This is a genomic window from Streptomyces sparsus (genome assembly GCF_054776295.1).
Genome location: NZ_BAAHCA010000024.1, coordinates 1,157 through 19,258, shown reverse-complemented (window position 1 = coordinate 19,258; position 18,102 = coordinate 1,157). Strand labels below are relative to the sequence as shown.

Here is an 18,102-nt window from a genome sequence, read left to right as displayed (position 1 = left end):
GTCCGCGAGCCGCCCCTCCCGGCCACCGCAGACCCCGCCCCGGCGAACCGCCACACCCCGCCGCCGGGCCCGCTCGGCCCTCGCCCACGCCGGTGAACCCGACCCCGCGCGATCCCGCAAACCCGTGCGGAGGCACCCCTCCGGAGCTGGTAATGTTCTACACGTCGCCGCCGAGAGCGGCCGCCTCGCCTCCGTAGCTCAGGGGATAGAGCACCGGGCTCCGGAGCCGTGTGCGCAGGTTCGAATCCTGCCGGGGGCACCCTGTATGAGGTGCCCAAAGACCCCGTCACCAGCGGAAACGCTGAGGCCGGGGTCTTCGCGTGTGTGCAGCCGGGTGCCGTTCTGAGCGGGCGTTTGCCAGTGATCACGTTGTAATAGCGTGTTGATCTTGAGCGTCTCCGCAGCAGGTCATCAGGCGTTTTCCGGGGTCTCGCGAAGCCCCGGGGCAGGCGCGGACGGACGGAGGCCCCAGAGTGATGCGGGACCTCCGTCCGTCCGTGTGGCTCGCTTCAGCTCGCGGTGTCGTCCTCCCCGAGCCCCAGCATGATGCGGTCGTTCATCTCCTGCTCCTGGCCGTCGATGCACTTGGCGTAGATCTTCAGCAGGACGTCCACCGAGTGGCCCGCCCGGGCGGCGACCTCTGGGGCAGGCACTCCCGAGTTGAGCCACTGGGAGACGCCGGCATGACGGAGGTCGTACGGCCGGAAGGCGAGGACCGACGACACCTGAGCCGGGGTGAGCGCAAGTTCCCGAGCCTGCTTCCATGCCCGCGAGTACGACGAGGCTGCGATCACGTTGCCCCGCTCGCTGGAGAACAGCCGCCCGTCCGTCGCCGTACCGAACTCGTTCAGGTGGTCTCGGAGCAGCTTCACGAGCGGAGGCGGGACAGGAACGATGCGCACCTCCCCCTGAGCCCGCTGCTTCAGCCCGCGCCGATCGTGCGCCTCACCGGAGTCGGTCCACGCCTTCCCGGCCGTGGGACGGGTCTCCGCCAGCTCGATGCGGCCCCAGCCCGCTGCCGGAAGCGTGCAGTCGGACCGGCGAAGGCCGAGTGCTTCACCCGGCCGCAGGGCCGCGTAGTACAGGCACCCGAAGAAGCCCCGCAGCCGTCGGCCGCTTGCCCGCTCGTAGCCGCCCACGTAGGTGAGCGCAGTCAGCAGCTCCCGAGCCTGCCGCGGATTGACCACCACCCGGCGGTCGACCTCCTGCACCGCCCGCTTGCCCCGTTTACGTCGGACCCGGCTCAGAGGGTTGGACGTGAGGTGCTCCAACTCCACGGCGAAGTCGAGCGCGTTGAAGACGACGGCCCGCCGACGCCGATAGGTCTGAGTGGCGGCGGGTTTGCCGTCCAGCTTCCTCCCCAGCCCGTCGATCAGGTCATGCACACGGGCGATCTCCTGTAGCTCGCCCACCGGAAGGGACGCTTTCTCGATCCACTGCACGGCAGAGCCGATGTCCGCTGGCCGCTCCTGCTTCCTGCGCGGTACGGGCAGGACGTGGGAGCGCAGTGCCCGACGCAGCACCTGCGGATCGGGGCGCCCCCGTCCCGGCTTGACGAGGACAGGCACGACCGTTGCCAGGGCATCCGTGATGCTGTCCCGCTGCTTGGCTGACGCCTCTGCCCAGCGGGCATCGACGTACTTGACGGCCAGGTCGAGAAAGGACGGCGCCGCTTTCCCACTACGCAGGGAGTCGGGCAGGCCCGTCACGGTGTCGAACGACTCGCCCTTGTCGAGCGCCCGCATGAGCTTGGCGCGGAACCGGTCGGCCAGAGCTTTGGTCTTGTGCGACTCGCTGAAGGGCTGACCGTCGACAACCCAGCGCACAAGGTACGTCGGCTTCTTGGTAGTTCTGTTGACCGAGAGCTTCCAGACGGAGACCTTGTAGGACTTCATGAGGCCGTCTCCTCCGCCCGGTCCTCCAACCAGTCGTTGAGCACGTCACGCCTGACCCGCAGCTCACCGTTCGGCAACCGGATGCACGCCGGGGCGAGGCGCAGTTCCCGCCAGCGGTAGAAGGTGCGCCGGGAGACGCCGCCGAGTTCGTCAAGCACCTGGCGCACGGTGAGCAGTTCGGTGCGACTACGTGCCACGGTGCTCACCGCCTTCCCGTACGGATGCGGCGATCAGTGCTTCGGCCGAGGTGTATCCGCGCCCGGCGTAGTGCCACTGGCCGACCGCGAAAGTGGGCCGCCCGTCGAGGCCGAGGGAGTCGCGTAACTGGGCGGCCCGGTGCTCTGTACGGGCATTGCGCAGAGCGGTGAGCGTGGTCGAGTACCGCCGTGACTTGGTGGAGAAGTGGCCGCGGTAGCCGAGCATGTGGGCCCAGCGCCGCAGTCCCAGATGTCCGAAGGGCGGGAGCCCGCCGAGCCACCAACATGTGGCGATCATGCGAAGGGTGTGCCTCCGGACGGGAAGCAGAGCGAGGTCCGAACCGTGCCGAAGCCGTACGGAGGACGCGCCGGCTGCCTCGGCTCCCTTGGTCGCGTACTTTGCGATGTACGCCGCCACGGCCTGCGAGGTGACCAGGCCGGCGGCGTCCGCTCCTGCGATCGGCCGCACATCCACCTGCCGCCCGAAGCGCAGCACCCGAGGCCCCACGATGTCTTCCCCCGCCGACCGGAGAGCGACGAGACCTGCTGCACGGGGGACAGCGTCAGCCAACAGCGACGGAGTCGCCCAGCACGGGGGAGGTGTGGCCGGCCCCTCCGGGCCGTCGAGGCGGATGACGGCATGGAAGTGAACCAGGCCGCGACGCTGGTACTCGGCAACCTTGGCGAAGCTCAGTCGGGCAGCCTCCGAGAACCCGGTGCGGCTCAGTCCGATGCGGCGGGCCAGCCCCCTGCGCAGTTCCAGGGTGAACCGGTGCCAGAGCTGACCCGACTGCGCCTGCCACAGGACCGCTCCCGCGTAGTCGTAGCAGCGCGGGCAGAGCGGCTCACCGAGCCGCGGATCGTCGTGGAGGTGCCGCAGGTGGCAGCCGAGCGCGACGCCGTGAGGACAGGACTCGCCGCCCTTTCGGGGACGGCAGGGCTGCGCCTGCCCGGACCGTTCGCGCCGGGTGTGCACCGGGCCGAAGCCCGGGGCGGTGAGCGTCGCGAACACCTGCGGATGAGTGACGACGCGCGAGCTCACTCCCTTACCGCCGACGAGCCCGGCCCGCAGGAGTTGGAAGGTGTCCGCGCGGTAGACCGCCGAGCAGGACGGACAAACGACGTGGCGCCGGTTTCCACAGGCGACCAGCAGCCGATCACCGGTCTCCTCCGAACCATGGCGATGCAGCACTTCACCGGTGGCACCGTCGACCAGAGCAGTGGTGCCGATGAGGCGCACCGGGTTCGTACACCCTCCGAGTCGGACGATGCGGCGCTGCCAGGAGTGGAAGCCCGGGCTCGATCCGCGCTCCACGAGGGCGCTGACACCCGGCGGCAACACGGTGGGAGTCTGCGAGTTGCTCACCGGCCACCTCCGAACGCCTCGCTCATCACCGCGGCGATGGCTTCCGTCCGGGTCTTGGCGCTGAAGCGGAGCGTCGGATCCGTCAACCAGAGCGCGGCTCCGTGGCCTGGACAGACATGCTGTTCACAGCCGTCCGAGTTGACGAGCACGACGTGTTCCCGGCCAGAGCACGTGGGTCGGGGCTCCTCGTGGAGTTCACAGTCCGGCCGTGGTGATTTGCGCGTGCGGGACGCGTTCGACAAGGTGGGCTTGCTCCTTTCACTGCTGATGTGGCGGATGGAGTAGGGCTCCGGCGGGGTCGGGTTTGGCGACTTCGCGCCCCGCTGGATGCCCGTTGATCGGGTGCTTTCGGGTTGGCCCCTCGTACGTCGAGCGGGCATGTGAGGCATCTCCTCTCCGGATGTGGATCAGAAGCGCAGTTGACCGAGCAGCGCGTTCACGCCGTCGATCGCGGTCTGTACGAACGGTGCTGCGGCGGTCTGTGCGATGAGGAAGCCGAAGGCTCCGCAGAGCAGGGCTTCCAGCCACCGCAGGTAGCGGATCTTGAGCAGGAAGCCGATCAGCAGGCCCAGCAGCAGTACGGCGGATACGGTCACGAGCACGGCGGTTCCTCCCTAGGCGCGCCGTCGAGGCGTTCGAGGTGCACCCGTGCTGGCCCCGACGGTTCGCAGACCGCCTCTGCCAGCGTCGGCAGGTCCGGCGTGAGGTGTGCGAAGGCCGCCGCGATCTCCTCAGCCCGCTGCTCGGTGATCAGGTGCGAGCGGGCCAGCTCCCAGCCGTCAGCGGAGGCGAGGACGGCTGTGCCCGCCTGGTCCGGGGAGATCGTCTGTGCGGCTTCCGTCGCGTCGGGATTGAGATCTCCGAGCGCCATCTCCGCCGTTCCGGAATCCGCGACGCGGTGGCAGACGCGTCCTCCCAGTTGGGCTCGCAGCGCGGTCACGCCGGTTCCGAGATCAGAGCCGACCCGCTGGCCGGCCACGACCAGGTGGACGCCCAGTGCCGCGCCGAGTTGGGCAAGCCGCACGAGAGCCGTTGCCGCGGCCTGCACTTCGTCACGCTCAGCGCGGTTGGCGACGAGGAACAGTTCCGCGATCTCGTCCACCAGGACGACGATGGGTACCGGCCGCAGTTTCTCCGGCAGGGCCCACACGTTGCGGACCCGATTGCGTCGGCACACCGCCATCCGGTCGAGCGTGAGATCCATCAACGCGTTGAGAAGGCGTACTGCACCAACGCGGTCGGTGGCGAGGGCGGACAGGCGCGGCCCGTACAGGGACAGTTCCATCCCGCCCTTGCAGTCGATGCCGACCAGCGCGACGCTTTGCGGAGCGAGTCCGGCGACCAGCGCATTCAGCAGCGTCGACTTACCGGAACGTGTCGCTCCGACGATCAGCCAGTGCGGGACGCGTCGCAGGTCGACGACCCAACGGGCACCAGACTCCAGGACGCCCACGGACGTGGCGAGCAGGCGTGGGGGATGGAGGCGACGCGGAGCGGTCTGCTGCTGGAGCGGATCCAGGACCAGAGCGGTCACGCGAACCGTGCCGGGCTTCACGAGCGTGATCCGGACGGCGTGTGCACCCCACTCCTGTGCCAACGCAGGCGCCGCGTCAACGAAGTCCTGCGGGACTTGGCCGGGCAGCAGCCGAACCGGCAACCAGAAGCCGTGCCGAGTTCGCCGCATCGCGCCGCGTCTCGGGACGCGCGGCATCGGGGGAGGGGAGCCGTTGAGGGCGAGCCTGGAAACGACGGTCAGCGCCGCCTTTCGACTCATGGCCAGACCGCAGCCGGCCATGAGAGGCCGCCAGGTACGCAGGACGCGTAAGCAAGCGATCGGGAAGCCGAGCCAGCGCCACCAGAGAAGCGGTGAGCGTCGCCGCAGCGCAGGGCCTGCCAGCATCAGGCCGGACACGGCCGCGACCAGCAGCAGCAGTGTCCAGCCGAGCCAGGGTGCCCCGGTAGAGGGAGCGGACGCCGCCGATATCACTGGCCGGCTCCCTTGCCACTGGACGACGGCGGAGCGGAGAGCGGCTTGATCTCGGTGGCGCGGAAGGCGACACCATGTCGTCCGTCCGTCTCCCACGGGGTGGCGTACAGGTCGCGAACCTGAACCGGCATGCCGTTCTGCACGCCGACTGGCTCGCCTGGAACGCTGACGGTGACCACGTCCGCCGACGTACCGGCCATCAAGCACAGGCCGACCTGGTAGAGGGTCTGGCCGGTCTCGCGGTCGATGCGCAGTTGGCCGGTCTCCCGGTTCGCGACACGCGGCTTGGGCGGCACTGCGCAGATGATCCCGGTGAACTTCGCGGTGTCGATCGGTAGGGCTACCACTGATGAACTCCTCTGTGTCTGTGAGCCCGTAGGCACTTCCTACGGGCTGGCTTCCACCCGTAGTACGAGCGCGTCCAAGAGGGAGACCCGAAGTACGGGTTGTCAAGCGCCGTGAAGTGGGGGACGCTGTGAGCTGCCCACGAACGTGGGCACGCTGGCCAAGTCCGGCCAGGCAGAGCCGTCAGCGCGTCACGGAGGCCACGCGATGCCCATCGACAAGCCCAAGCCCCGATACAGGCAGATCGCGGAGAGCTTGCGTCAAGGCATCCTGGACGGCACCTACTCCACAGGGCAGCCGCTCCCGTCCGAAGAGTCGCTGGCCAAGCGATTCGGAGTCACTCGCCCCACCGTGCGACAGGGCATCGCGGAACTCCGGGCGAGCGGTCTGGTCGAAGTGATGATGGGGCGCGGCATGTTCGTCCGGTCACCCCACGGGCGGCCCAGCCTCACTCAGCGGCGTGGTGTACGTCGTGCAGCAGACGGGCGCTACAGCGAGGCGGACGGCATGCGCTGGGAGGACGCCGAAGAGCCCATTGCGACGCGTACGGATGCGCCGCTCGCACTGGCCGACCTGCTGCGCATCCCACCGGGCGAACCGATGTACACCTACGACGCGCTCCAGACGGCCGACCGCGGACGCCTACGTCAACTCCGGCGCACGTACATCCCGTTCTCGGTGCTCATCGATACGCCGTTCGAGGAGAAGGCCCCGCCGGCGGCCCCGTTCCTCTACGAGGCGCTGAGCGACCTCGGCCACGAGCTGCACTTCACGGAGTACGTCCGCGCTCGGATGCCCCTCCCGGACCAGGCCCAGGCCCTGCGTCTACCGGACGGCGTACCGCTCCTGCACATCCTCCGCGTCACCCTCAACGCGGACGAGAGGCCGCTCGCCCTGGAGGAGTTCCGCGTACCGGGCGACGACCTGGAGCTCTCTTACCCCCTGTGAGGGTCGGGTTCCCTGGCTCAAACCTTCTCTACGTCTTCAAGCACCCGGCTGCGCTCCGCTCCGCCGGGCGCGCTTCCCGGCTCTGGCTGCGCCCGCGCTCCTGCCTTCGGCCCGCTCGGCGCTGCCGCCGCCGACGCGCGCCCACAACTGGATAGGCCCGGAGGGCATGAGACGAGAACCAAGCCCGCAACTGCAAGAGGATGCCTCCGGCGGGGGCGCTCAGACTCCGGGATGGACGGGGCGCCGTTCGCGAGTGTCGGCCGAAGCGTGGCGGGGCGTCGGGGGACTCTCATCCCGACCACCGTCAACCCAGGCAGAGCCGAGCAGCCGCGGCCCAGGGCGTCAAGGTCGTTCGTACAGTGGCGCGCTCCACCTTGACGCCCTGAACCACGCCCGCTCCACGGTGTGTGGGTCGAAGGCGGACGGGATGGGAGCCGGGGTACGTGGGGCGAGTCTATGAACGAACCGCTGCAGGCAGGCGTGGTTGCACAGCCCGCTAACGGCCCCGAACTCCGCCTGCCCCGGGCACAAGCTTCGCCCGCGGGAGTCTTGAATCACCCAGGTTCACAAGACAGGGCGTGGCATGATCGTGTATGGGTCAGTCGGCTAGCCTGGCAGGGTTTCCAACACGCGCATGGGGATGAATCATGACAAACGGCGATTTGCTGATCACGCCAGACGAACAAGCTGCGGCAGAACAGCAGATCGTCGAGCAGTCCAAGCGCATCGACTTCTACATCACCGAGTACACCGTAGAGATTCTCGCAAGCAAGATGCGCGCTGGCGAGTACATCGTCCCCCGGTACCAGCGCGCCTTCACCTGGGAGGCCGAGCGTAAGTCGAAGTTCATCGAGTCGGTAATCATGGGCCTTCCAATTCCTTTCGTTTTCTTTTGGGAGATGCCTGATGGAAAGCTGGAAGTGGTGGACGGATCTCAGCGGTTGCGGACCCTGGAAGAGTTCATTCTTGGAGATTTCCGCCTGGGGGACCTCGATCAGCTGTCCTACATCTCTGGCTTTAAGTTCACCGACCTCCCCGAATCTCGTCAGCGAAAAATCAAAAATAAGTCCATCCGCGGCATCGTATTGAACGAATACGCCGACGAGTCCGCCCGCTTGGATATGTTTGAGCGAATCAACACCGGAAGCAAGATTGCTAATAAAGCAGAAATCCGCCGTGGCGCACTCGCTGGCCCGTTCCTTGATCTCGTAATTGAGCTTGCTGATGACCCATTGTTCAAGAATCTCGCACCCATCAGTGACAAGCTCAAGGATGAGCGCGGGTACGATGAACTTGTTACTAGGTTTTTCGCCTACGGTGACGGTTTGCAGGAGTATAAGGATCGCCCCGCTGACTTCATCTTCCAATACGCGAAGAAGATGAACCGCGCATTCGCAACGGACGCCAGCTTGGCTATCTCGTACACTAGGCGCTTTCGTGAAACTATGGAATTCATTGACAGGGTTTTCCCCCATGGATTCAGGAAGACTCCCAACGGCAAGGCGACACCACGAGCCCGTTATGAATCCATTGCGCTCGGCTCCTACCAGGCGCTGCTCGATCGACCCGAAATTCGGGACTTCAGTCGGGAACGCTTCAATGTTCTGGAGTGGACTCAGGGCGATGAATTCATGGAGAAGACCGGTTCCGACGGCGCCAATGCGCGCGCCCGCCTTGAGGGGCGCATCGAATTCGTGCGAGCCCGCCTGGTCAACGCATGAGCACTTCGGATCTTATCCCGTTCTTCGAGGAACGCTCTAGTGAAGTAGAGAGCTACATCGACTTCCTAGAAAAAATCGAAGAGGCAACCCGAGAGGGTGTACCTCGCATCGCTAATTCGGATTACCCGATCACGGCGAAGCAGCAGAAGATTCTCTATTCCAGCGTCTATCTGCAGCTGTACAATCTCGTGGAAGCCACCATGGCGAGATGTGTTTCGGAAATAACAGAGGCAGCAGCCAATTCCGGACAGTGGCAGCCCCATGAGCTGAACGAAGCCCTCTTGCGAGAGTGGGTGCGGGCGATGGCTCGTACTCACTCAGACATGTCAGCGGAAAGCCGCCTTAAGTATGCCCTGGAAATGAGTGCTCATATCGTACAGAAAATACCGGTGCTGCCCTTCAAGATTGACGTGGGCGGCGGGGGTAACTGGGACGATGAGGTAATCTACAAGATGGCCGAACGCCTGGGGTGCACCTTGACCCTCACGCCCCCGACCCAAACCAGCGTCAAGCGCAAGAAGCGGGATGGGCTCGGGCCCCTGCAGCTCGTGAAGAACCGCAGGAACGGACTGGCTCACGGATCCATTTCCTTCGTTGACTGCGCTGACGGGGTGCTGGTGAGTGAACTTCGCGAGATGTCGCAGAGCGTGGAGGCTTACCTACGCGAAGTGATGTCATGTTTTGCAAGCTACATTGATTCACACTACTTCCTCCGGCCCGATAGTAGGCCAAACGGTGATACGACATGAGTAACGAGAATCCCCCCGAGATCTCTGCGGTTGACCTTTTTTGCGGCGTGGGAGGCCTTACCCACGGCCTTATCCAAAGTGGCATCAATGTCACCGCTGGCGTCGACCTGGATCCGCACTGTCGTTTCCCCTTTGAGGTCAATAACTCTGCGCCTTTCATTGAGCGTGACGTGAAGGACCTGACGGCCGATGAACTGAAACCCTTCCTGTTCAGCGGCAAGTACTCCCTCCTCGCGGGGTGCGCACCATGTCAGCCGTTCTCGACTTACAGTCAGAGCGGGCGCAGCAAGAAGCGAGGAATGGACTGGCGACTTGTGCTCAATTTTGGCTCAATGGTTCGAGAGCTGCAGCCAGACCTTGTAACTATGGAGAATGTGCCGCAGCTGACCGATCATCAGGTTTTCACAGAATTCCTGGACTCCCTGGAAGGATATTCCGTTTCTTGGTCGGTTGTAGAGTGTGCAAAAATTGGAATTCCGCAATCTCGTAAGCGCCTAGTTCTTCTCGCATCGAAGCTGGGAAATCACGGACTTGACCTCAGTACGCATTTCACCGATAAGCCCAAAACTGTCCGGCAGGAGATCGGAAAGCTCCCTGCGATTGCAGCCGGTGAGCAACATCCGAAGGACAGGCTTCATGCAGCCTCATCTCTCAGTGAAATTAATATGCGCCGTATGAAGTCTTCCAAGCCTGGCGGAACATGGCGGGACTGGGATCCAGAACTGATTGCGGCTTGCCACAAAAAGACGTCAGGATCAACGTATCCAAGCGTTTACGGTCGGATGGAGTGGGATGCGCCGGCGCCCACAATCACAACCCAATGTTTTGGTTATGGAAACGGGCGTTTTGGTCATCCGACACAGGATCGAGCGATCTCTCTGCGAGAGGCCGCCATGCTGCAAACATTTCCGAGAAGCTACAAGTTTTTGAAGCAGGGAGAGCAGGTGACCTTCAGTCGCCTAGGAAGGTTGATTGGGAATGCTGTCCCAGTACGGCTGGGCGAAGTCATCGGAAAATGCCTCGTTGATCACGTGAGTTCGTGTGAACGTGGCGACATTGGCCTGCCCGATGCCCGTTCACTGCAAGAGCCAGCGCGCCTTTTCTAAAGAGACTCGATAGCAAATCGTATGTCTCCATATCGACGCAGCCTGTATGGCCACTACTGGCCAGGGGTCACTAAAACTGGTGGTGCGGCCGTCCGCAGGGCCGTCTCTGGGGCTTCTAGAAAACACCGATACATCAGCCACAGACGATCGATGACGGCCCCTCCCCAGAATCGCAGGGCCGTTAGAAGACGAGACCTCGTCGGCACACCCTGGACGCGCGCCACAACCAAGTCGCTTCGGGACGAAGAGTTCAGCACTCAACGTCATGCCTGAACCGTGCCCGGAGGGGCGGTCAGCGACGGTACATAGCGGGCGTTGAAAGGAAGCTCTGAGAGCTCGTAACGCGATCATGGTTGGGCCTCCTTGAGGCGTCGCCAGCAGATGAGGCTGCAAGCGAGGGAGACGAAGGCGTCATGGAATTTGGTGCGTCGTTCCCAGCGGACCGCGAGGCGCTTGAAGTGATGGAGCAGGGCGAAGGTCAGCTCAACGACGTAGCGGAGCTTGCCCATGTCTTCGATGTTCGGGACCCCTTGCGGGAGATGACGGGAAGGATTCGTCGCTTGCGGAGCGCGTCACGGTTGGGGTTGGAGTCGTAACCCTTGTCGCCGAGCAGGGCTGCGGGACGTCTGCGGGGACGGCCGGAGCGGCCGGCGACGGCCGGGATGCCGTCGACCAGGGCGAGGGTCTGGGTGACGTCGTTGACGTTGGCCGCGGTGGTGATGACCTTGAACGGGGTGCCGCGTCCGTCGCAATCAAGTGGTGTTTGCTGCCCGTCTTACGCCGGTCGGCCGGTGACGGACCGGTGTCGGCACCCCCTTTTTTTCGCGCGGAGGTGGGAGCCGTCCACGCAGGCCCGCGACCAGTCGAGTTCGCCCGCCGCGTGCAGTTCGGCGAGCAGGATGCGGTGGAGTTGGTCGAAGACGCCTGCCTTTTGCCCAGCGGTCCAGGCGCCGCCAGCAGGTCTGTCCCGAGCCGAACCCCAGCTCTAGCGGCAGCAGTTGCCAGGCTATGTCGTTGTGCAGGACGAACAGGATGCCCTGCAGGCACAGCCGGTCCGCTACCGGCTGCAACCTCGGCGCCTTCTCCGGCCAGGGCGGCAGCAGCGGCTCGATCAACGCCCACAGTCGTCGTCCACGATCCACGGCCGAGTGCTCACACCCTCACGCCCGACCAGACCACCTCAACAAGATCGTGTTACGAGCTCTTATTAACGGCGATCGTTGCGTGACGTGGAGCCGGCGCTCCACATACCTCCGCTCGTAGTTCTGCCACGAGGCCTGTGGCGACGAGCCGGGCGAGGAGGGCGGCGGCTTCGCTGTTGATCGTGCCGAGCGTGACGACTCCCTCACCATCGACGTTGACGTCTGCCCGGAGGCCGGGGAAGTCGGCCGCGAGACCCAGATCTTCGAGCGTGGCCGCGAGTGCGGACGCTGCTTGTCTGCCTTCCGCCCAGCCCCGTACGTACGGCACGTCTGGGGAGAGTTGCTCGGCGCGCTTGCGGCAGACGCCGCGGGGGTCCGTCATGGTGACTCACTCTCCGGGGGGATCTCGTTGAGTGCTTTCGTCAGGGCGAAGCGGAGCAGTTCTGCGAGTCGTTCTGCCGTTTCCGGTGACACACGGCCGAGGTCGATGAAGCCTTGCCCGAAGGCGTTGAGATCTGCCCGCAGGTACGGGAATTGGTCTTGCAGGCCAGCTGCGGTCAGGACGTTTCGCAGTGAGGAGACGGCGTTGCGCGCTGCGTACCATTCGTGGCTGTCGATGGGAAACCAGCTTGCGGCATCCGACGTTGGCTCGTGATCACCAGGCACGGGTCGCCTCCGGCCCGAGGCGCTCGGGTCGCGCGTGTTCCTGCCCGTACCGGTCAGCGCGAGAGACGAGGGTGGAAGCTGCCACGAACATGGCTGCCAGGGCGGCAACGCGCGCGGGGTTGGCCTCCGGCCGGCGCATCGGGGCTCGCAACCAGGTGTGCCGGTCCCCGCTCAGCGGCATCGGTCCAGGGACGACGAGGAACGACCCCTCGGAGAGGTAGCGGTACTGCGGGGGATCGTGGGTCTCCCCCTGGACCATGCCTCGGAATCTGCCCAGAGACTTGGACGGCAAGAAGAAGCCGACACACCGTGATCCCCAGTCGACCGCCACCGGGCCCAGAGGCATGCAGCGCCGGTCGAGCTGGTCGAACGTCTCCAGGCCGACGCGCTGTTCCACGACCACGACATCAAAGAGCCGGCCAGTCGGCAGCGTGTAGGGGCGGCGGGGATCGTCGGCCCACTGGGATCGGCAGTCGGCCGGATCGTCAGCAGCTGCGGAGAGCCACTGCACACCGCGGCGGGTCATCATCTGCACCGGAGTCCACCTTGATTCGGTCCTCGAACGGCCGGTTGGCCGCCATGGATCGAGCATCTTCCGGGGACCCGTGGGCTGGGCAGATGACGCCAGGTGACGAGAGGGGACACAGGCCACGCTTCACGCGTCACCTCAAGTCACCCCAGGGCTCTACTGCGCGTTCGGCCGACTCGTTCCCTGTGAGTCGTCGACTCCGTACAGTCATCAATGACGGGAGCACCCAAAGCCGGGGCAGGGTGATGAGGACGAAGCCGGTACAAGAGACGGGTTCGCAGATTCGTGCAGCTCGTAAGGAGCGTGGCTGGGGACAGTTGCGTCTCGTGAGCGAGATGCGCCGCGTGGCTGTGCGGCAAGGCGAAGCACTGCCGACCGACGCCAGCGTGAAGCGCCGCCTTGCGAGTTGGGAGAACGGGCACAGCACACCGGACGAGTTCTACGGGCGGTTGCTCGCGGAAGCGCTCGGACGGAGTCCGGCCGAGTTGTACCTTGCTCCGGTGGACGAGGCGCAACTGCCGCCTGCACCCGGATATCCATCGAGCCCTGATGCGGCGATTGACGCCGTGGGTGAGCTGTGGCGGTCCGACTTACGTGACCATGAGCCCCTGATCCGCTCGCAGCCGTCGGAACCGGCGTGGGATGAAGCCTCTGTTCGCTGGTTGGTAGCGCCTGAGCCCGCGCGGCTGCCGGAGCGGTGAAGCGGCGGCCCACGGGTGGGACTGGCCGATGTTGCCGCCGTCAAGACGACGAGCGACATGTTCGCTCAGCTTGATGATCGATTCGGGGGCGAACATGCACGGCACGCACTCATCCAATATCTGAGCCGCGATGTGGCGGCATTACTCGCCGGCCAATACACCGAGTCGGTAGGTAGGGCACTGTTTGCGACGGTTGCCGAGTCGACGCTGCTTGCCGCTTGGATGTCCTACGACGCGGGGCGCCACGGACTCGCCCAGCGGTACTTCGTTCAGGCTCTGCGCCTGGCCCAGGACGGAGGAGACCGGCGCCTTGCCGGCAGCATCCTGTCGGCGATGAGCCACCAGGCCACGTACCTGGGCCGGTACACCCATGCCGCCACGTTGGCTCGTGCAGCCCGTATGGGGATCTCCGGTGTGGCAACGCCGACGCTCAATGCCCAGTTCCACGCCATGGAGGCCCGCGCACTCGCCCGGACCGGTGACCACCGCGCGTGCGAGTTGGCACTCTCGGAGGCGACTCGTGCGCTGGACAGCCGCAACAACAGCGACGAGCCGGAGTGGATCACGTACTTCGACGACGCTGAGTGTGCTGCGGAAGCCGCGCACTGCTTCCGAGACGTCGACCACGCTCGCCGGGCCGTCGAGCACGCAGCGAACGCCATGAGCGGCACCCACGTCCGGAGCGACTTCTTCGCAACGGTCGTGCTGGCCGACGCCCACGTCCGGGCAGGAGATATCGAAGAGGGATGCAGGGTGGCGCTCGATGCTCTCGATCTCGGCGCCCAACTGAAGTCAGCCCGCTGCGTCGGCTACCTCAGGGAGTTCCGCCAACGGCTTGCAACGGCCGGGCAGGCAAGGGTGCTGGAGGACTTCCACGAGCAGGCAGCGGAGCACCGCATGTGGCTGGCCGCCGATGCCAAGGCCGCCCAGTAGTCGACGTCAGAACGGCTGCCAGTCGCGCCGGCTGCCGTCCGTACGCAAGGACTGGAGGCGGCGGGCGAATTCTTCGGCAGACCGGGCATCGGTGCTGACCTTGTGGCCCAGCCAGATCGTCATCATCAACTCACGCAGGTCGGCCAGAGCCGAGTAGCCCGGCCAGTTCAACAGGTCGAAGCCGTAGTGGAAGACGAAGGACTCGTACTCTGCCTGGGTATGCCAGCCGAAGCGCTCGTAGTAGAGCGCGGTGAGCACAAGATCCCACTCCCGTTGCGCGAGAGCGAAGCCGTCCAGGTCGATGAGAATCGCGCGTCCGCTGTGGTTCCGGAGGGCGTTGCCGACGTTGGCGTCTCCGTGGATCATGCCGAACGGGAGAACGAAGTCCAGCTTGTCGTACTCCTTGAGCAGGTCGGTAGCGCGCTGTTCCAGGAACGTCCGGTCCTCCGCGGAGACGCCGTCGAGACCCCGGAGGGACTGCCACGTCTTGGCGGCAGGGTCGAAGTAGGGGAGCCGCAACGACTCGGGTTCTTCCAGCCAGTGCAGGCGCCGCAGCAGGTCCGCCAGTTCGTCCAGGCGCGCGTACTCCTCGCGATCCTGCGCGTTCTCCCAGAAGGTGACGACCCGGCCGCCGACGAGTAAGGGCTGCTGCACGTCCGCAAGGGCACGCGTGGCGGGGAAGTCCTCGGCGGCCAGCCAGCGGGCGACTCGCACTGCCCGGGTCATCTGCTCCTTGACCGACACGTCTCGGGCGATGCGCACGATCACGGGTGCGGTGTCGAGTCGGTAGACGGCGTTCGAACCGAGGCGTAGCAACTGGGCGCCTGCCGCATCGAGGCCGGTCGAACGACATGCCTCCGCCAGCACGGCTTCCGCGCTTTCGGCCGTGAACTCTGCCTCGCTGTCACGTTCGTCATCGCCCCGGACCATGCAACCGACGCTACCGCCCGCGAGCCGGAGCCGACAGGCGATGTACGTAGTAATGGCGTGATGATCATGCCCGCATGGCTCGACGAAGCCGGTTGCGCCGCAGGTCAGCCTCCCGTGAGCAGCGTGGCTCACCTGGGCTCCGGAGCCGTGTGCGCAGGTTCGAATCCTGCCGGGGGCACCCTGTATGAGGTGCCCAAAGACCCCGTCACCAGCGGAAACGCTGAGGCCGGGGTCTTCGCGTGTGTGCAGAGAGCGGGTGTGCGTGGGCAGCGCCCGCTGACGCCTGTGGCACCAGGTAGTACACGGTGCACCGATGCGTATCGTGGTCGGCATGGCAGCACAGCCCGAGATCAGGGACTCGACGATCTGCTCACCGCCGTTCCCGTCACTCGCCCGGTCCTACCTCACGGTCGGTAGATGACTTGCCCGGGCCGTGACAGACCGGCCGCCGACACCGCCGAAGCTCGCGGTGGCCCTTCCGGGTTGTCCGCCCATGTCGCCGCGGCCGTCGCCCGACAGGTCGAGCGGGACAACCTCAACGAACTCATCACGGTCGCGGAGGCCGGGCACGGCGCCAGTCACCGACGACGAGATCCGGGCTCTGCGCGACCAACTCCACCGCGTCCGGGAGCAATAGCTCCAGGGCGGGTCCAAGGCCGGGTGACCCCTCCACAGCGGTCGTCCTCGGTGACACCTTGGTCCTCGACGCGGCAATCCGGGGCTGGAAGTGGTCCACCCCCGGATCAACCGCCCGGCCTTGGAGTGGACCCTCTCCCGCCTCGTCGTCGAACCGGTCACCGAGCCTGTTGCCCGTCACGCCAGCGCCCTCCTCGCCGACGCCGGTCTGCACGGCCACAAGTCCGCGATCGACGCCATGCTCGGCGCCACCGCCCTTGCCGCCCCCGGGCCTGTCACCGTTCTCACCTCTGACCCTGAGGACCTCACCGCGCTCTGCCGGGGGCGCGTCACCGTCATCAAGATCTGACGGGTCACCACGTGCCCGAGAGGTCACAGTGGACAAGCTGCCCTCAGGACCAAGGTGCCGAGCGGAAGGCAGTACCCGGTGGCCGAACAGCGCCCCGGCACGGCCGGAAGGCGCTCAGCGGCCGATGGCGCAGGCGTCGCCGTTGAGCGTGAACCGTGGGGGCGGTGCCGCGTCGCCGGTGTGGTCGACGAGGTAGCCGAGGGTGATGCTCGCGCCGGGAGCGAGCGTGGAGTTGTGCGAGGCGTTGGTGGCCGTGATCGTGTTGCTGCCCTGGGTGAGGTCCGTGTTCCAGTCGGAGATGACGGTCTGTCCGAGGGGCAGCGGGAACTCCAGCGTCCAGCCGTTGATCGGGGTGCTGCCGGTGTTGGTGAGCGTGAGGTCGACCGTCGTGCCGGTGTTCCAGCTCCGCACGGTGCGGTCCACGCGGCAGGTGGGTTCCTCCTGTGTGAAGGACACGCGGTGCAGGCCGCCGGGCAGGTCGTTGACCGCGTAGAACTCCCCGTCGACGGTCGTGCCGATCGACGTCACCTGGGTGGGCATCTCCCCGATCTCGGCCTGCTCGTAGCCGCCTTCGCCGTCGGGGCGCAGCGCCCAGATCGTGGACGAGCAGTAGTCGGTGGCGATGTACGTGCCACCGGCGAGGTCGGCGTACCGCTGACCCCGGTAGACGTGGCCGCCGATGACCGAGCAGCCGCCGGTGTAGGGGGAGTAGGTGAAGACCGGCTCGGTGTACTGCTCGCCGGGGGCGCAGTCGCCGCCGGCGAACCTCTCCAGGCCCTCGTAGCAGGACCAGCCGAGGTTCAGCCCTCCCTGGCCGGACGGGAGGTGGTTGATCTCCTCCCATCGGCCCTGGCCGACGTCGCCGATCCACATCGAGCCGTCGGCGCTGTCGAAGGAGAACCGCCACGGGTTGCGCAGGCCGTACAGCCAGATCTCCGCACGGGCGCCGGGCGTGTCCACGAAGGGGTTGTCGTCGGGCACGCAGTAGGGGAGCCGGCCGCAGCTGCGGTCCACGTCGATGCGCATGATCTTGCCCAGCAGGGTGTCCAGTCGCTCCCCGGCGCCGAAGGGGTCCCCGGAGCCGCCGCCGTCACCGATGCTCCAGTACAGGTGGCCGTCGGGGCCGAACGCGAGCTGGCCGCCGTTGTGGTTGCTGTACTCGGCGTGCGGTTGGGAGAGCAGGGGCTCCAGGCGGGACTCGTCCAGCCGGTAGCGGGCGAGGGTGACCGCGCCGTCGGGCAGCGCCGTGTACGCCAGGTACAGGCTCTGGCTGTCGGCGAAGTCGGGTGGGAGGGCGATGCCGAGCAGGCCGCGCTCGTTGCCCGACTCGTCCACGGCCGACGTGATGTCGATGAGCGGGTCCCGCTCCAGGCCGGTGTCCGGGTGGTAGACGCGCACGGTGCCGGACTTCTCGATGACGAACAACCGGTCCGTGCCGTCGTCGGGAGCGACCACACCGGTGGGTCGTCTCAGCCCGGAGGCGACCTGGGTGGTGGTCGCGCGGAGGGACGGGAGCGGGACGGACGAGGCGTCCGCCGCCGCGTCGGTCGGCGTGGCGCCCGCCCTTGCGGGCGGGGCCGCCGCGGAGGACTGGGCCGCGGCGGAGGACTGGGCCGCGGCGGCGGGCAACGAGATGAGCGTGGTCAGCAGGACGGTCAGCAGGAGCTGTCCGGTCCGGCGGCGTCGTGGCATGTCGGCTCCAGAGGTGGGGACGCCTGCACGGCGTGGTGTGGCGCGAGCGGTTCGCATACGGGCGGTACGCGCGCCCGGTGGCGTGTCCCGGGCGGACACGCTTGTCGCGGCGGACGCCACCCCTCGGTGCCGGCCGGGCAGGCCCCGCGACGGTCGGGCGGCGCGTCGGTATGTCGAGGCACGGGCGCGGGGGGGGGGGGGGGGGGGGGG

At 66.3% G+C, this 18,102-nt stretch carries 14 protein-coding genes, 2 tRNA genes and 4 pseudogenes; 9 read left to right on the top strand and 11 right to left on the bottom strand.

Annotated features, from left to right (window positions below; all coding sequences use genetic code 11):
• The first annotated feature begins 187 nt into the window (after positions 1-187).
• Positions 188-259: transfer RNA gene (locus ACYVE9_RS03615), tRNA-Arg, on the top strand.
• Positions 260-509: 250 nt separating this feature from the next.
• Here ACYVE9_RS03615 and ACYVE9_RS03610 read toward each other — a convergent pair.
• The 6 genes from ACYVE9_RS03610 to ACYVE9_RS03585 form a co-directional block, all read right to left on the bottom strand.
• The gene (locus ACYVE9_RS03610) at positions 510-1,895 is read right to left on the bottom strand and encodes a tyrosine-type recombinase/integrase (RefSeq protein ID WP_461026216.1); all 1,386 of its coding nucleotides are present in this window, start codon (positions 1,893-1,895) and stop codon (positions 510-512) included.
• Positions 1,892-2,092: a helix-turn-helix transcriptional regulator gene (locus ACYVE9_RS03605; RefSeq protein WP_461026215.1), complete on the bottom strand. Its 201-nt coding sequence runs from the start codon at positions 2,090-2,092 to the stop codon at positions 1,892-1,894. The genes ACYVE9_RS03610 and ACYVE9_RS03605 overlap by 4 nt, the downstream gene beginning before the upstream one ends.
• Complete coding sequence (locus ACYVE9_RS03600) at positions 2,082-3,458, bottom strand: replication initiator (RefSeq protein ID WP_461026214.1); 1,377 nt, start codon at positions 3,456-3,458, stop codon at positions 2,082-2,084. The genes ACYVE9_RS03605 and ACYVE9_RS03600 overlap by 11 nt, the downstream gene beginning before the upstream one ends.
• A gap of 407 nt (positions 3,459-3,865) precedes the next feature.
• Positions 3,866-4,054 (bottom strand): hypothetical protein, encoded by a 189-nt coding sequence (locus tag ACYVE9_RS03595; protein ID WP_461026213.1) that lies wholly within the window; start codon positions 4,052-4,054, stop codon positions 3,866-3,868.
• The gene (locus ACYVE9_RS03590; protein ID WP_461026212.1) at positions 4,051-4,992 is read right to left on the bottom strand and encodes an FtsK/SpoIIIE domain-containing protein; all 942 of its coding nucleotides are present in this window, start codon (positions 4,990-4,992) and stop codon (positions 4,051-4,053) included. The genes ACYVE9_RS03595 and ACYVE9_RS03590 overlap by 4 nt, the downstream gene beginning before the upstream one ends.
• 449 nt (positions 4,993-5,441) lie before the next feature.
• Complete coding sequence (locus ACYVE9_RS03585; RefSeq protein ID WP_461026211.1) at positions 5,442-5,792, bottom strand: SCO3933 family regulatory protein; 351 nt, start codon at positions 5,790-5,792, stop codon at positions 5,442-5,444.
• Positions 5,793-5,997: 205 nt separating this feature from the next.
• Between ACYVE9_RS03585 and ACYVE9_RS03580 the strand changes: the two genes are divergently transcribed.
• From ACYVE9_RS03580 to ACYVE9_RS03565, 4 genes are all read left to right on the top strand, one after another.
• On the top strand, positions 5,998-6,738 hold the full coding sequence (locus ACYVE9_RS03580) for a GntR family transcriptional regulator (protein WP_461026210.1): 741 nt from the start codon (positions 5,998-6,000) through the stop codon (positions 6,736-6,738).
• Between the two features lie 647 nt (positions 6,739-7,385).
• Positions 7,386-8,459 carry a DUF262 domain-containing protein gene (locus ACYVE9_RS03575; protein WP_461026209.1) on the top strand — a complete coding sequence of 358 codons (1,074 nt, stop codon included), beginning with the start codon at positions 7,386-7,388 and terminating at the stop codon, positions 8,457-8,459.
• The gene (locus tag ACYVE9_RS03570) at positions 8,456-9,208 is read left to right on the top strand and encodes an MAE_28990/MAE_18760 family HEPN-like nuclease (protein WP_461026208.1); all 753 of its coding nucleotides are present in this window, start codon (positions 8,456-8,458) and stop codon (positions 9,206-9,208) included. Before ACYVE9_RS03575 ends, ACYVE9_RS03570 begins: the two co-directional genes overlap by 4 nt.
• The gene (locus tag ACYVE9_RS03565) at positions 9,205-10,314 is read left to right on the top strand and encodes a DNA cytosine methyltransferase (protein ID WP_461026207.1); all 1,110 of its coding nucleotides are present in this window, start codon (positions 9,205-9,207) and stop codon (positions 10,312-10,314) included. Before ACYVE9_RS03570 ends, ACYVE9_RS03565 begins: the two co-directional genes overlap by 4 nt.
• Before the next feature lie 347 nt (positions 10,315-10,661).
• Here ACYVE9_RS03565 and ACYVE9_RS03560 read toward each other — a convergent pair.
• The 3 genes and pseudogenes from ACYVE9_RS03560 to ACYVE9_RS03550 form a co-directional block, all read right to left on the bottom strand.
• A pseudogene (locus tag ACYVE9_RS03560) lies at positions 10,662-11,452 on the bottom strand (IS5 family transposase).
• A 382-nt stretch (positions 11,453-11,834) separates the two neighbouring features.
• Positions 11,835-12,122 (bottom strand): hypothetical protein, encoded by a 288-nt coding sequence (locus ACYVE9_RS03555; RefSeq protein ID WP_461026206.1) that lies wholly within the window; start codon positions 12,120-12,122, stop codon positions 11,835-11,837.
• Positions 12,112-12,651: a bifunctional DNA primase/polymerase gene (locus tag ACYVE9_RS03550; RefSeq protein WP_461026217.1), complete on the bottom strand. Its 540-nt coding sequence runs from the start codon at positions 12,649-12,651 to the stop codon at positions 12,112-12,114. The genes ACYVE9_RS03555 and ACYVE9_RS03550 overlap by 11 nt, the downstream gene beginning before the upstream one ends.
• Before the next feature lie 386 nt (positions 12,652-13,037).
• Between ACYVE9_RS03550 and ACYVE9_RS03545 the strand changes: the two are divergent.
• Positions 13,038-14,285, top strand: a pseudogene (locus ACYVE9_RS03545) (hypothetical protein).
• 6 nt (positions 14,286-14,291) lie between these two features.
• On the opposite strand, the gene ACYVE9_RS03540 reads toward ACYVE9_RS03545, so the two are convergent.
• Positions 14,292-15,215, bottom strand: a complete 924-nt coding sequence (locus ACYVE9_RS03540) for a phosphotransferase (protein WP_461026205.1) — start codon at positions 15,213-15,215, stop codon at positions 14,292-14,294.
• 107 nt (positions 15,216-15,322) lie between these two features.
• Between ACYVE9_RS03540 and ACYVE9_RS03535 the strand changes: the two genes are divergently transcribed.
• From ACYVE9_RS03535 to ACYVE9_RS03525, 3 genes and pseudogenes are all read left to right on the top strand, one after another.
• A tRNA-Arg gene (locus ACYVE9_RS03535) sits at positions 15,323-15,393 on the top strand.
• A 239-nt stretch (positions 15,394-15,632) separates the two neighbouring features.
• A pseudogene (locus ACYVE9_RS03530) lies at positions 15,633-15,852 on the top strand (CopG family transcriptional regulator).
• A gap of 84 nt (positions 15,853-15,936) precedes the next feature.
• Positions 15,937-16,200, top strand: a pseudogene (locus tag ACYVE9_RS03525) (type II toxin-antitoxin system VapC family toxin); the annotation flags it as partial.
• Positions 16,201-16,314: 114 nt separating this feature from the next.
• Here ACYVE9_RS03525 and ACYVE9_RS03520 read toward each other — a convergent pair.
• Positions 16,315-17,892: a PQQ-dependent sugar dehydrogenase gene (locus ACYVE9_RS03520; protein ID WP_461026204.1), complete on the bottom strand. Its 1,578-nt coding sequence runs from the start codon at positions 17,890-17,892 to the stop codon at positions 16,315-16,317.
• Positions 17,893-18,102 lie beyond the last annotated feature (210 nt).

Coding starts and splice junctions, on each gene's coding strand:
- ACYVE9_RS03610 (WP_461026216.1), bottom strand. CDS start 1,895: ATGAAGTCCTACAAGGTCTCCGTCTGGAAGCTCTCGGTCAACAGAACT.
- ACYVE9_RS03580 (WP_461026210.1), top strand. CDS start 5,998: ATGCCCATCGACAAGCCCAAGCCCCGATACAGGCAGATCGCGGAGAGC.
- ACYVE9_RS03575 (WP_461026209.1), top strand. CDS start 7,386: ATGACAAACGGCGATTTGCTGATCACGCCAGACGAACAAGCTGCGGCA.
- ACYVE9_RS03570 (WP_461026208.1), top strand. CDS start 8,456: ATGAGCACTTCGGATCTTATCCCGTTCTTCGAGGAACGCTCTAGTGAA.
- ACYVE9_RS03565 (WP_461026207.1), top strand. CDS start 9,205: ATGAGTAACGAGAATCCCCCCGAGATCTCTGCGGTTGACCTTTTTTGC.
- ACYVE9_RS03550 (WP_461026217.1), bottom strand. CDS start 12,651: ATGATGACCCGCCGCGGTGTGCAGTGGCTCTCCGCAGCTGCTGACGAT.
- ACYVE9_RS03540 (WP_461026205.1), bottom strand. CDS start 15,215: ATGGTCCGGGGCGATGACGAACGTGACAGCGAGGCAGAGTTCACGGCC.
- ACYVE9_RS03520 (WP_461026204.1), bottom strand. CDS start 17,892: ATGCCACGACGCCGCCGGACCGGACAGCTCCTGCTGACCGTCCTGCTG.